Source organism: Streptomyces sp. NBC_01591, assembly GCF_035918155.1.
Taxonomy (GTDB): domain Bacteria; phylum Actinomycetota; class Actinomycetes; order Streptomycetales; family Streptomycetaceae; genus Streptomyces.
This window is the reverse complement of the sequence record NZ_CP109327.1, coordinates 8,168,763-8,181,931: the sequence shown is the minus strand read 5'-3', so window position 1 is coordinate 8,181,931 and position 13,169 is coordinate 8,168,763. Positions and strand designations below refer to the sequence as shown.

The window sequence follows — 13,169 nt, the reverse complement described above, 5'->3', positions numbered from 1 at the left end:
GCCGTCGGCCTGCCCCGATCCGTACGGAGTCCCCGCGCACATGTCCACCCCCCACGATCCGTACGTCCGGGTGCGCGGTGCCCGTGAGCACAATCTCCAGGACGTCTCGGTCGACATCCCGCGCGACACCCTCACCGTCTTCACCGGCGTCTCCGGTTCCGGGAAGTCCTCCCTCGCGTTCGGGACGATCTACGCCGAGGCCCAGCGCCGCTACTTCGAGTCCGTCGCCCCGTACGCCCGCCGGCTGATCCATCAGGTCGGCGCGCCCGCGGTCGGCGAGGTCACCGGTCTGCCGCCCGCCGTCTCCCTGGAGCAGCGCCGCTCGGCACCCGGTGCCCGTTCGTCCGTCGGTACGGTCACCACGCTCTCCAACTTCCTGCGGATGCTGTTCTCGCGGGCCGGGGAGTATCCGGCCGGTGCCGAGCGGCTCGACTCCGACGCCTTCTCGCCGAACACCGCCGCCGGGGCGTGCCCGGAGTGCCACGGGCTCGGTCTCATCCACCGCACCACCGAGCAGCTGCTGGTCCCCGACCCCTCACTGTCGATCCGGGACGGTGCGATCGCCGCCTGGCCGGGAGCGTGGCAGGGCAAGAACCTGCGCGATGTGCTGGACGCGCTGGGGTACGACATCGACCGGCCGTGGGGCGAGCTCGGCGCCGAGGAGCGGGAGTGGATCCTGTTCACCGACGAGCAGCCGGTGGTGACGGTCCATCCGGTGCGGGAGGCGGGGCGTATCCAACGTCCCTACCAGGGCACGTACATGAGCGCCCGCCGCTATGTGATGCACACCTTCGCGGATTCCAAGAGCCGCACGCTGCGGGCGAAGGCCGAGCGGTTCCTGGCCAGTGCCCCGTGTCCGGCCTGCGGCGGCAGCCGGCTGCGTCCGGAGGCGCTGGCCGTCACCTTCGCCGGCCGCACGATCGCGGAACTGGCGGCGCTGCCGCTGACCGGTCTCGCCGAGCTGCTGCGCACGGCGGGCGGCAGCGAAACGGCGCGGGTGCTGACGGCGGACCTGCTCGGCCGGATCGGGACGGTCACCGAGCTCGGCCTCGGCTATCTCAGCCTCGACCGCACAGCTCCGACCCTGTCCTCCGGCGAGCTGCAACGGCTGCGTCTCGCCACCCAGTTGCGCTCGGGCCTCTTCGGGGTCGTCTATGTGCTGGACGAGCCGTCGGCCGGTCTCCATCCGGCGGACACCGAGGCGCTGCTGGGAGTGCTGGGACGGCTGAAGGAGGCGGGGAACTCGGTCTTCGTCGTCGAGCACCAGCTGGATGTGGTGCGCCGGGCCGACTGGCTGGTCGATGTGGGGCCACAGGCCGGTGAGCACGGGGGCCGGGTGCTGCACAGCGGTCCGCCTGCCGGACTCGCGGAGGTGACCGAGTCGGCCACCCGGCGCTACCTCTTCGACGAAGGGCCCGCGCCGGTCCGGGAGGGGCGTACGCCGTCGGGGTGGCTGAGGCTGAACGGGGTCGACCGGCACAATGTGCGGGGCGTGGACGCCGAATTCCCGCTCGGGGTGTTCACGGCCGTCACCGGGGTCTCGGGGTCGGGGAAGTCGACGCTGGTCGGTCAGGTCCTTGCCGGTGTGCTCGCCGAACGGCAGACCTCCGCCACCGCGGACCCGCACGCGGAGCGCCCCGCGCCCTGGTGCGCGTCGGCGCAGGGGCTGGAGGTGGTGGACCGTCTCGTGCAGGTCGACCAGCGGCCGATCGGCCGTACCCCCCGGTCCAATCTGGCCACGTACACCGGGCTCTTCGACGTCGTACGGAAGCTGTTCGCCGAGACGGACACGGCCCGGGAGCGCGGCTACAGGGCGGGGCGGTTCTCCTTCAACGTGGCGGGCGGGCGGTGCGAGACCTGTCAGGGCGAGGGGTTCGTCTCCGTGGAGCTGCTCTTCCTGCCCAGTACGTACGCGCCCTGCCCGGACTGTCACGGCGCGCGGTACAACCCGCAGACCCTGGAGGTCACCCTGCGCGGTCTGGACATCGCTCAGGTGCTGGATCTGACGGTGGAGTCGGCGGCCGGGTTCTTCGCGGGGACACCGGCCACCGAGCGCAGTCTGCGGACCCTGCTCGATGTCGGGCTCGGCTATCTGCGGCTCGGTCAGCCCGCGACGGAGCTGTCGGGCGGTGAGGCCCAGCGGATCAAGCTCGCCGCCGAGCTCCAGCGCTCACGTCGGGGCCACACCCTGTATCTGCTGGACGAGCCGACGACGGGGCTGCATCCCGCCGATGTCGATGTGCTGATGCGGCAGTTGCACGGCCTCGTCGACGCGGGCAGCACGGTGGTGGTCGTGGAGCACGACATGGCGGTGGTGGCGGGCGCCGACTGGGTGATCGATCTCGGTCCCGGCGGCGGCGACCGGGGCGGCCGGATCATGGCGGCGGGAACGCCCGTGGACGTGGCCCGGACGCAGGAGAGCCGGACGGCCTCGTACCTCCGGGCCGCACTCCGCCTCGACTGACCGCCAGTCGTCGCCGACTTCCCTATGCCTCACTACGACGGCGCCACACACAACATGGCTCAGGCGCTGGTCAACGGCGACTTCGAGACCGGCTCGCTCGACCCCTGGACGTGCGAGTCCGGCGGCGCGGTCGTCTCCACCCCGGTGCACGGCGGCGCGCACGCGCTCGCCGCGGCGGCCACCGCGTCGCAGACCGGCGCGTGCGCGCAGACCCTCACCCTGTCCCCCGACACCACGTACACGCTGAGCGGTTGGGTACAGGGCAGCTACGGATACCTCGGGGTGCGCGGCGACGCGTCGGCCAGCGTCTGGGGTTCGTCGGGCGGCTACGCGAAGCAGTCGGTGACGTTCACCACCGGTTCGACCGGCACGGTGACCGTCTATCTGCACGGCTGGTACGAGCAGGGCACGGTCTACGGCGACGACATCTCCGTGACGTCCTGACCTGCCGGAGCGGATGAGACCTCCTGGTCCCGGGGGTGGGCGGCCTCCGGGACCAGGAACTCGGCATCTCGCTCAGCGGCGGACCTTGCGGGTGGCCCGCAGCCACTCCTTGTTCATGGCCGAGATCGACGGCAGCGGGATGCCCTTGGGGCAGGCGGTGGCGCACTCGCCGGTCAGCGTGCAGCCGCCGAAGCCCTCACTGTCCATCTGGCCGACCATGTCGAGGACCCGGGTCTCGCGTTCCGGGGCGCCCTGCGGCAGGACGTTGAGGTGGTTGATCTTCGCCGAGGTGAAGAGCATCGCCGAGCCGTTGGGGCAGGCCGCCACGCAGGCGCCGCAGCCGATGCACTCGGCGTGCTCGAAGGCGAAGTCGGCGTCCGGCTTGGGCACCGGGGTGGCGTGCGCCTCGGGGGCGGTGCCGGTCGGGGCGGAGATGTAGCCGCCCGCCTGGATGATCCGGTCGAAGGCCGAACGGTCCACGACCAGGTCCTTGACGACCGGGAAGGCGGAGGCGCGCCACGGTTCGATGTCGATCGTGTCGCCGTCCTCGAAGGACCTCATGTGGAGCTGGCAGGTGGTGGTGCGCTCGGGGCCGTGGGCATCGCCGTTGATGACGAGACTGCAGGCGCCGCAGATGCCCTCGCGGCAGTCGTGGTCGAAGGCGACGGGGTCGTCGCCGGCGAGGATGAGTTCCTCGTTGAGGGTGTCGAGCATCTCCAGGAACGACATGTCCTGCGAGATGCCGTCCACCTCGTAGGTGGACATGGCGCCGGATGCGTCGGCGTTCTTCTGGCGCCAGACGCGCAGGGTGAGCTTCATGCGTAGCTCCGCTGAGTGGGGTGGACGTACTCGAAGACGAGGTCTTCCTTGTGCAGGACGGGGGCCCGGCCGGTGCCGGAGAACTCCCAGGCGGCGGCGTAGGAGAACTCCTCGTCCCGGCGGGCGGCTTCGCCGTCCGGGGTCTGCGACTCCTCGCGGAAGTGGCCTCCGCAGGATTCGGCGCGGTGCAGTGCGTCGAGGCACATGAGCTCGGCGAGCTCCAGGTAGTCGACGATGCGGTTGGCCTTCTCCAGCGACTGGTTGAACTCGTCGCCGGTGCCGGGGACCTTGATGCGGCGCCAGAACTCCTCACGGATCTGCGGGATGCGTTCGAGCGCCGTGCGCAGCCCGTCCTCGGTGCGGGCCATGCCGCAGTACTCCCACATGAGTTCACCGATCTCGCGGTGGAAGGAGTCGGGGGTGCGGTCGCCGTCGACGGCGAGCAGCAGGTTGAGCCGGTCCTCGGTGTCGGCGACGACCTCCTCGACCGCGGGGTGCGAGGCGTCGACCTCGTCGTGGTGCGGATTGCGGGCCAGGTAGTCGTTGATCGTCGACGGCAGGACGAAGTAGCCGTCGGCGAGGCCCTGCATCAGCGCGGACGCGCCGAGCCGGTTGGCGCCGTGGTCGGAGAAGTTGGCCTCGCCGATGGCGAAGAGACCCGGGACGGTGGTCTGGAGGTCGTAGTCGACCCAGAGACCGCCCATCGTGTAGTGCACGGCCGGGTAGATCCGCATCGGGGTCTCGTACGGGTTCTCCGCCGTGATCCGCGCGTACATGTCGAAGAGGTTGCCGTACTTCTCCTCGACCTTGTCCCTGCCCATCCGCTGGATGGCCTCGGCGAAGTCCAGGTAGACGCCCTGGCCGCCGGGGCCGACGCCGCGTCCCTCGTCGCAGACGTTCTTCGCGGCGCGGGAGGCGATGTCCCGGGGCACGAGGTTGCCGAAGGCGGGGTAGATGCGCTCCAGGTAGTAGTCGCGCTCGTCCTCGGGGATCTCGTTGGCGGGGCGGTTGTCGCCCTTGGCCTTCGGGACCCAGATCCGGCCGTCGTTGCGCAGCGACTCGCTCATCAGCGTCAGCTTGGACTGGTGGTCGCCGGTGCGTGGGATGCAGGTGGGGTGGATCTGGGTGAAGCAGGGGTTGGCGAAGTACGCGCCGCGGCGGTGGGCGCGCCAGACGGCGGTGGCGTTGGAGTTCATGGCGTTCGTCGACAGGTAGAAGACGTTGCCGTAGCCGCCGCTGGCCAGGACGACCGCGTCGGCGAAGTAGGTGTCGATCTTCCCGGTGACGAGGTCGCGGGCGACGATCCCGCGTGCCTTGCCGTCGACGATGATCAGGTCGAGCATCTCGGTACGGGCGTGCAGTTCGACGTTGCCCGCGGCGATCTGCCTCGACAGCGCCTGGTAGGCGCCGAGCAGGAGCTGCTGGCCCGTCTGGCCCCGGGCGTAGAACGTACGGGAGACCTGGACGCCGCCGAAGGAGCGGTTGTCGAGGAGGCCGCCGTACTCCCGGGCGAAGGGGACGCCCTGGGCGACGCACTGGTCGATGATCTCGACGGAGATCTGGGCGAGCCGGTGGACATTGGACTCGCGAGCGCGGAAGTCGCCGCCCTTGACGGTGTCGTAGAAGAGCCGGTGGATCGAGTCGCCGTCGTTGCGGTAGTTCTTCGCGGCGTTGATGCCGCCCTGGGCGGCGACCGAGTGGGCGCGGCGGGGCGAGTCCTGGAAGCAGAACTGGACGACGTGGTAGCCCTGTTCGGCCAGGGTCGCGCCGGCCGAGCCGCCGGCGAGGCCGGTGCCGACGACGATGACGGTGTGCTTGCGGCGGTTGGCCGGGTTGACCAGCTTGGCCTGGAAGCGGCGGGTGTCCCAGCGTTCGGCGACGGGACCTTCGGGGGCCTTGGCGTCGACGACGGGCGCGCCGGTCTCGTAGTGCGAGTAGTCGGTCATGTCAGCTCACGACTCCGGTCATGACGGCGACGGGTACGGAGATGAAGCCCAGCGTCAGCACCACGGCGAGGGCGTTGGCGATGGTCTTGAGGACGCGGTCACGGGTGGCCTTTCCCGCGCCGAGGGTCTGGGCGGCGCTCCAGAAGCCGTGCTGGACGTGGAGTCCGAGGGCGAGCATGGCGACGATGTAGATGGTGTTGCCGTACCAGCTGGAGAAGGTGTCGATGACGTTCTGGTACGGGTGCCCGGACTGGAATCCGCCGGAGTGCACGGTGCCCGTCGTCAGGTCGAGGATGTGCCAGACGATGAACAGGGCGAGGATGATCCCGCCCCAGCGCATGGTGCGGGTGGCATAACTGGCACGTGGCTTCTTGTGCACGTACTTGGCGGGGCGCGCCCGGATGTCGCGGCGGCTCAGCTGGTACGCGGAGACGGCATGCAGCACCACCGCTGCGACGAGCACGACGCGGACGATCCACAGGGCCCACTCGTAGTGCAGGAAGGGCTCGCCCATGGTCCGCAGCCAGTGCGCGTAATGGTTGAACTCGCCGGACCCGAAGAAGATCTTCAGGTTGCCGATCATGTGGACGACCAAGTAGAGGAGCATGATCAAGCCGCTCACGGCCATGACCGTCTTCTTGCCGAGGGACGAGTCCCAGAGCGTACGCGTCATGGACGGCCGTCGGTCCGTCCGGGTTGCCAATGCCATGGACACGACGCTAGGACCGATCCACCTCATCAGTCCAAGACATGGAACGCCTCATGTTCATAGGCTGAGGCTATTGTCCTCGGTAGGGTGAGTGTATGCAGTTCCAGCAGCTGATGTATTTCGTGGCCGTGGCCGAGACCCGGCACTTCACCCGTGCCGCCGAGGAGGTGCACGTCTCGCAGCCCTCGCTCTCCCAGCAGATCCGGGCGCTGGAGAGCGAGCTGGGGGCGGAGCTGTTCAGCCGGGCGCGCGGCAACATCACGCTCACCGACGCGGGCGAGGCCCTGCTGCCGCTGGCCCGCCGGATCCTCTCGGACGCGGACACCGCACGCCACGAGGTGCAGGAGCTGGCGCAGCTGCGCCGGGGCCGGGTCCGACTCGGTGCGACGCCCAGCCTCTGCACCGGCCTGCTCCCGGAAGTGCTGCGCGCCTTCCACGACCGGCATCCGGGGATCCAGCTGCTGCTGGAGGAGGGCGGCTCGCTCGACCTGGTACGGGAGCTGGCGCGGGGCGCGCTCGATCTCGCCCTGGTGGTGTTGCCGCTGCCCGCCGCGTCCCCCGCGCTCACCACGGTGGAGCTGCTCCGGGAGGACCTGGTCGTGGTCTCGTCGGCCCGGGCACCGCGGCCCGGCCGGGGCGGGAGCGTACGGATCGCCGACCTCCAGGGCGAGCCCCTGGTGATGTTCCGGCACGGCTACGACCTGCGGGAGCTGACGGTCGCCGCCTGCCGGGCAGAGGGTTTCGAGCCGTCGTTCACGGTGGAGGGCGGGGAGATGGACGCCGTGCTCGGCTTCGTACGGGCGGGGCTCGGGATCGCGGTGGTGCCCAGCATGGTCGCCGGCCGGTCCGGCCACGACCTGCGGACCACGCCACTGGCCCGGCCGGGCCTGCGGCGCACGATCGCGCTCGCGCACCGCAGTGACGTGGCTCCGCCGCGCGCGGCACGCGAGCTGCAGAAGGTGCTGCTCGCAGCCGGGCGGGCCTGAGCGTCGAAGGCGGGGTACGGGGCGCCGGAGGGCCCCGTACACCGCTCCCTCTCACACGGCGTCGGCCAGCAGCAGCGAGTGGATCCGGTCCGGCGCACCCGGCCGGGCGTAGTACCAGCCCTGCGCCGTGTCGCAGCCCAGCTTCCGCAACTGCTCCGCCTGAGCGCCGGTTTCCACGCCCTCCACCGTGACCGCGAGGTCCAGGCTGTGCGCCAGCGACACGATCCCCTCGACGATCTTCAGATCGACCGGGTCCGCCGGATGCTGCTGCATGCCCATGGTGAAGGAACGGTCCAGCTTGAGTACGCTCACCGGCAGCCGGCGCAGGTTCGCCAGGTTCGAGTACCCGGTGCCGAAGTCGTCGAGCGCTATGTCGACACCCATTTCGGCCAGTTGCCGCAGCGGCTTGAGCAGGTCGTCGTCCGCGCCGATGAGCGCGGACTCGGTGACCTCCAGGCAGAGCGCCCCGGGTTCGAGCCCCGACCGCTCCAGCACGTCGACCGTCTCGGCGACCAGCCGCGGGTGGTGCAGCTGGGTCGGTGAGAGGTTGACGTTGATCCGCAGCGGACCGCCGTCGGTGTGCCGCTCCTGCCAGAAGTTGGCCTGCCGTACGGACTCCTCCAGCACCCAGCGGCCCAGCGGCACGATCAGCCCGGTGTGTTCGGCGAGCGGGATGAACCTGTCCGGGCCGAGCACCCCGTGCTGCGGGTGGCACCAGCGCACCAGCGCCTCCGCGCCGTGCACCGTGCCGTCGCCGAGGTGCACGAGCGGCTGGTACTCGATGAAGAACTCACCGCGTTCCAGGGCGGCGGGCAGCGCGGTGGTGAGCCCGTGCCGCGTGATGGCACGGGCATCCGCCTCGGCGTCGGCGAGTTCGAACCGGTTGCCGCCCGCCGACTTGGCCCGGTACATCGTGATGTCGGCGCTGCGCAGCACCTCCGCGGCGTTGCGTTCGCGGGCCGGTCCTTCGACGACCCCGATGGATCCGCGTACGGTCAGCTCACGGCCGTCCAGGCGGATCGGGGTGCCGAGCACACCGAGAATGCGGCAGGCCAGCTCGTCGACCTCCGTCTCGGTGTCGGGTCCGGTGGTCAGGGCCACGAACTCGTCGCCGCCGAGCCGCGCGACCATCTCGCCGGGCGCGGTCGCACAGCTCTGCAGCCGGTCCGCCACCTCGACCAGCAGCCGGTCCCCCGACGCGTGGCCGAGGCTGTCGTTGATCGCCTTGAAGCCGTCCAGATCGAGGTAGCACAGGCCGAAACGGCTGCCGTCGTCGGCGGACAGCGCCTTCTCCAGCCGTTCGAAGAACAGCGTCCGGTTCGGCAGGCCGGTGAGCGCGTCGTGCGTGGCCTCGTACCGCAGCCGCAGATTGAGCAGGCGGCGCTCGGTGGTGTCCTCCATCAGCGCCAGCTGATACTGCGGCTTGCCCTCGGCGTCACGCAGCAGCGACACCGTCAGATTGGTCCACAGCACGGTGCCGTCGTTGCGGTAGTACGGCTTCTCGACCCGGTAGTGCTCGCGTTCGCCGCGCACCAGCTCGTCGTAGTATTTCCAGACGTGCGGCGAGTCCTCGGGGTGGACCCACTCGTTGACCTTGTGGCTGCGCACATGGTGGTCGAGCCCGCCGAACATCCGGGTGAGGGTGTCGTTGACCTCCAGCACATTGCCGTCGAGGTCGGCGATGCCGATGCCGATGGCCGCGTCCTTGAACACGGCGCGGAAACGCGCCTCGGTCGCGTGCAGTGCGTTTTCGGCGTCGGAGCGGGCGGTGAGCGCCGAACGCGCGATGGCCTCCTGCTCGGTGAGGGTGCGCTCGCGCAGCGCCTGGGTGAAGCCGCCCGCGAGGGCATGCTGTATCCGGGCGCAGCGAGCCCTGCTGTCCTCGGTCGACAACGCCGTCACACCGTTGCTCCCGCAATAGAGCACCAGGTACGAGTCGATGACGCCGAGCGTGCTGCTCAGCGCGTCCGGATCCGTGCAGTGCGCGGCGACGAGGGCGGCGCCCACCCCGCTCGCGGGGGCCGCGTCGAAGGGCCGGGCGTGCAGGATGTCGCTGAGGTCACGGGCCAGCGGCAGCAGATGCTGCTCGAACTCCGTGCGCGTCAGGGAGGTGGCCGTCGAGGGGAAGATGGCCCGGCTCCAGATCGTGGCGAATCTCCGGAGCCGGCCCTCGGGTCCGTCGGGCTCCGTGTCCGGCGTACCGGACGACTGGGCGGGAATGCTCACGCCTTGCGTCCCACTCCCGCGAAGCCCGAGAACGCGAATGGGTCCTCCTGCTCCGCCACCACCGGGGCGTCCGGGCGCCAGTCCGGCATCGACACGAGTCCGGGCTCGACCATTTCGTACCCCTCGAAGAAGCGCGCGATCTCGTCGCGGGACCGCATGACCAGGGGGTTGCGGATGTTCCGGTAGACCTCGACCGTGCCGCCCGCCTCTTCCCGGGTGAGCGGAATGCCCTCGTACGAGGCGTGGGTCATGACGATGAGGCTGCCGGGGGCGAGTGCTTCGCACAGTTCGGCGACCGCGCTCTGCGGGTCGTCGGAGTCCTCGATGAAGTGGAGCACCGCGACGAGCAGCAGGGCCACCGGGCGGTCCAGGTCGAGCAGTCCGGAGACCTCCGGGCTTTTCACGATCTCGTGCGGGCGGCGCAGATCCGCGGCGGCGATCACCGCGCGGTCGTTTCCTTCGAGTACGGCCTGGCTGTGCGCGACCGCGACCGGGTCGTGATCGACGTACGCCACCCGGGCCCCGGGGTCGGCCGCCTGGGCGACTTCGTGAACATTGCCGAAGGTCGGTATTCCGGAGCCGATGTCCAGAAACTGACTGATGCCCTCGCTCACCGCGTAGCGCACGGCTCTGCGCATAAAGGCGCGATTCGCCTGCATGATCTTGGGGAGTCCCGGCATGAACTCCATGGCCTTGCGCGCCGCTTCCCGGTCCACCTCGAAATTGTGCGATCCGCCCAGATAGAAGTCGTACATTCGGGACACGCTCGGCACTGATATGTCAATGCCTCGCGGTGCCCAGGCGGGACGCTCCATCAAAGTCTCCAACAAGTCGCCACGGCGATCCGGCCATGTTCATGGTCAGTGTTGTCCAGAGGCTACTGATCGACTGCCAAGAGAGCGAGCGGAAACGGAAATTAGCCGTCCGTTATTGGTCACACACCAGTGGCATGTGCAACCAGCCCGTCGCTGCGTGTGACATTCGACTACCGGGCCGGTCCCGACGATGCGGCCGGTTTCGCACCACGGGAAAAGGTCTGGACCGACCGGGGATCGATGTCCTGCATTCTTTGTCGATGAGGCAATAGCCGTTCCCCACAAGGGGCTTCAGGGAGCTTCTCGAACCGATGGACCGTCATGCCGGGCCTGTCCGCCGCGATGTCTCCGAGTTGCGAATCCCCTCGCGCCGAGAGTCCGGCGGGCGGTACGGCCAGGCTCAGCGCCATGGCGGCCCGCCGCCGTCCACCGCACCGCGAGCAACGAGTTCGGCCAAGGGTCCGCGTCAACTCCCGTACAGCTCGTCCGAGTTGCAAAGGGCACCCGCATCGTCCATGCACTTGAGATGGGACCGCGTCCCCGCTGGGTTCGACGCGGTCCCATGCTGTCCCCCGGCGGCAAACACCCGCCGCCCCATGTCCCCACCATCAGGCGAATCCCGCCCTCCCACCGCTTGCCCCGCGACCGGCAGGAACATGCTCCCGGTCGTGTACGCATCACTCATAGGACGGCTCACGGCAGCCGTCGCCCTTCTCTGGCTGCTGTCCGCGCCGGCGCCCGCGGTCGCGGACAACTGCGGGCACGCCACCATCGGTGAGAACGGCGGCAGTTCATCGGTCGCCACGTCGGGCGACGGCTACTGCCACGCGGGCCCGATGCCCGATCCGACCCCACCACCAACCCCACGGCCACCGTCTCCACCTCCACCACCGCCTCCCCCACCACCGCCTCCGCCTCCACCTCCGCCGCCGCCCCCCGCACCGCCGCGACCGGAGCCGGAGCCCGTGCCACCGCCCCCTGCACCGAAGCCCTCACCCACGCCCTCGCCTTCGCCCTCCGTACGCCCCTCGCCCCCCGCACCCCGGCCCGTGGCGCTGCCCAACTACCGCAAGCCACCGCGCAAGGTCGTGCGGCGCGGCACCTCCCTGGTCACCTTCACCCTGCTGATCACGGCACCCGCGGTGTTCGCCGTCGCCGTACTGCGTCCCCGCTCCCGCTGACCTCCGGAGGATCACAATGTCGGAATGGCTTGTTCTCGCCCTCGCCATGGTCGCGGCCTGCGCCGTCGTCCTGACCATCGCCGTGCTCAACAACCGCCGGATCGGGGAGGACGACGACCCGTCCGAGACCCCTGACGTCATCGAGTACATGACCATGATGATCGGCGTGGTCTACGCGATCGTGCTGGGCCTCGCCATCGCGGGCGTCTGGGAGGGCCGTGGCGCCGCGCAGGAATACGTACGTCAGGAGGCCCAGGCCCTGCACGAGGTGCACGTCCGCTCCGCCGTCTACCCGGCCGAGGTGCGCTCCCGCATCCGTGCCGATGTCGACACCTATGTCCATCACGTCGTCCACGACGAGTGGCGTGCGATGAGCGAGCATGGCACCCTCACCGCCGAAGGGAGCCGCCTCCTGGACCGGGTGCGCGCCGATGTCACCCAGTACCGGCCGAATAACGACCACGAGGGGCAGGCATATCAGCCACTGGTCGACGAGGTGGCCGCGGCCGACGACGCCCGCAGCGCACGCGGCCAGAGCGCCGGTGCGACCATGCCGGGCGTGGTCTGGTTCGGCCTGATCATCGGGGCCCTGGTGACCGTCGGACTGATGTTCACCTTGCAGATCCGCAGAACGTTCCGTGAACTGCTGCTGGCCGGCCTCTTCAGTGTTCTGATCGCCTTTCTGCTGTTCCTGATCTGGGACTTCGACTCCCCCTTCGGGCGGGAGATCTCGGCCACCGCGGCGCCGTTCCTCGACCTGTTCCCCCGTGCCGCCGGCGGATAGCGATCCGTCAGATCGCGGGGGGTGCGCCGCTCGGGCGATACCCGTGCCCCGAGCGGCGCACTCCGATCGCGAGCAAAATGCACGGCTCCTAGCATTTGGCGCGTCGAGGTGCATTTCTGACACTTTGTGGAAACCCGTTCCGCAAGTGCTCCTCGGGGACCAGGAGGACTCACCCATGCGCGCAATACGTGTCGCACCCGTCGCCCTGCTCGGCGCCGCCGCTCTCGCCCTGACCGCTCCGGCCGCAATTGCGTACGCCGCGACGTCAGGAGGCGCGTCCTCCGCGACCGGATTCACCGTCACTCCGTCGGTGATCACGCCGGGAAGCCAGGTCACCCTGGCCGCCCGGGGGTGCTCTACAACCTCAACCGCCGGCTCGGGCGTCTTCGACACCGTCACCATTCCCAGAGGTGGCTCCGTCGCGGCCACGGTCGACTGGGACGCGAAACCCGGCGCCTCCTACGAAGTGACGTTCATCTGCAACTCGCCGCCCGGCTCCACGGCGAAGTCCGGTCTCACGATCGCCGCGGCCCCCGGCACAACGGCTGCCGTGTCCACGGTGGCTGCGGCCGGTGTGCAGGGCGGGCTCGGCGGCAGCATCGGCACGATGGACGCCACGCAGATCGCCGCCGGAACGGCATTGGCGGTGGTCCTGGCCGCCGGCGCCGTCCATGTGGCACGCCGTCGCAGGGAGAGCCGGGCGCACTGAGAGCAGGGGCAGTGCCGACCGGACGAGAAGTCGCCCCGGGTCCTGTTGCGGGACTCGGGGCGACGGGCGTATCGGACCTGTACCGA

At 69.9% G+C, this 13,169-nt stretch carries 11 protein-coding genes; 6 read left to right on the top strand and 5 right to left on the bottom strand.

Features of this window, described 5'->3' with window-relative positions; all coding sequences use genetic code 11:
- Positions 1-40: 40 nt before the first annotated feature.
- Both uvrA and OG978_RS37890 read left to right on the top strand, forming a co-directional pair.
- A complete protein-coding gene (gene uvrA, locus OG978_RS37895; RefSeq protein WP_326769554.1) occupies positions 41-2,464 on the top strand; it encodes an excinuclease ABC subunit UvrA in 2,424 nt (807 codons plus the stop codon).
- Positions 2,465-2,488: 24 nt separating this feature from the next.
- Positions 2,489-2,908: a carbohydrate binding domain-containing protein gene (locus OG978_RS37890; protein ID WP_326769553.1), complete on the top strand. Its 420-nt coding sequence runs from the start codon at positions 2,489-2,491 to the stop codon at positions 2,906-2,908.
- A gap of 72 nt (positions 2,909-2,980) precedes the next feature.
- Here OG978_RS37890 and OG978_RS37885 read toward each other — a convergent pair whose 3' ends face one another.
- Genes OG978_RS37885 through OG978_RS37875 form a run of 3 tightly spaced genes read right to left on the bottom strand, consistent with a single transcriptional unit; the run spans position 2,981 to position 6,382 of the window.
- Positions 2,981-3,727 carry a succinate dehydrogenase/fumarate reductase iron-sulfur subunit gene (locus tag OG978_RS37885; RefSeq protein WP_266919853.1) on the bottom strand — a complete coding sequence of 249 codons (747 nt, stop codon included), beginning with the start codon at positions 3,725-3,727 and terminating at the stop codon, positions 2,981-2,983.
- Positions 3,724-5,673: a fumarate reductase/succinate dehydrogenase flavoprotein subunit gene (locus OG978_RS37880; RefSeq protein WP_326769552.1), complete on the bottom strand. Its 1,950-nt coding sequence runs from the start codon at positions 5,671-5,673 to the stop codon at positions 3,724-3,726. Before OG978_RS37880 ends, OG978_RS37885 begins: the two co-directional genes overlap by 4 nt.
- Position 5,674: 1 nt before the next feature.
- Positions 5,675-6,382: a succinate dehydrogenase gene (locus tag OG978_RS37875; RefSeq protein WP_326769551.1), complete on the bottom strand. Its 708-nt coding sequence runs from the start codon at positions 6,380-6,382 to the stop codon at positions 5,675-5,677.
- 95 nt (positions 6,383-6,477) lie between these two features.
- Here OG978_RS37875 and OG978_RS37870 point away from each other — a divergent pair, with 95 nt between their 5' ends.
- Positions 6,478-7,368, top strand: a complete 891-nt coding sequence (locus OG978_RS37870) for a LysR family transcriptional regulator (RefSeq protein WP_326769550.1) — start codon at positions 6,478-6,480, stop codon at positions 7,366-7,368.
- A 51-nt stretch (positions 7,369-7,419) separates the two neighbouring features.
- Here OG978_RS37870 and OG978_RS37865 read toward each other — a convergent pair whose 3' ends face one another.
- Positions 7,420-9,594 carry a putative bifunctional diguanylate cyclase/phosphodiesterase gene (locus tag OG978_RS37865; RefSeq protein WP_326769549.1) on the bottom strand — a complete coding sequence of 725 codons (2,175 nt, stop codon included), beginning with the start codon at positions 9,592-9,594 and terminating at the stop codon, positions 7,420-7,422.
- Positions 9,591-10,409: an SAM-dependent methyltransferase gene (locus OG978_RS37860; RefSeq protein WP_326769548.1), complete on the bottom strand. Its 819-nt coding sequence runs from the start codon at positions 10,407-10,409 to the stop codon at positions 9,591-9,593. The genes OG978_RS37865 and OG978_RS37860 overlap by 4 nt, the downstream gene beginning before the upstream one ends.
- Before the next feature lie 965 nt (positions 10,410-11,374).
- On the opposite strand from OG978_RS37860, the gene OG978_RS37855 reads away from it, so the two are divergent.
- The 3 genes from OG978_RS37855 (at position 11,375) to OG978_RS37845 (ending at position 13,083) form a co-directional block, all read left to right on the top strand.
- Positions 11,375-11,590, top strand: a complete 216-nt coding sequence (locus OG978_RS37855) for a hypothetical protein (protein ID WP_326769547.1) — start codon at positions 11,375-11,377, stop codon at positions 11,588-11,590.
- Between the two features lie 16 nt (positions 11,591-11,606).
- Entirely contained in the window at positions 11,607-12,374 is a 768-nt protein-coding gene (locus tag OG978_RS37850; protein ID WP_326769546.1) for a bestrophin-like domain, read from the top strand.
- 175 nt (positions 12,375-12,549) lie between these two features.
- Positions 12,550-13,083 carry a hypothetical protein gene (locus OG978_RS37845; RefSeq protein ID WP_326769545.1) on the top strand — a complete coding sequence of 178 codons (534 nt, stop codon included), beginning with the start codon at positions 12,550-12,552 and terminating at the stop codon, positions 13,081-13,083.
- Positions 13,084-13,169 lie beyond the last annotated feature (86 nt).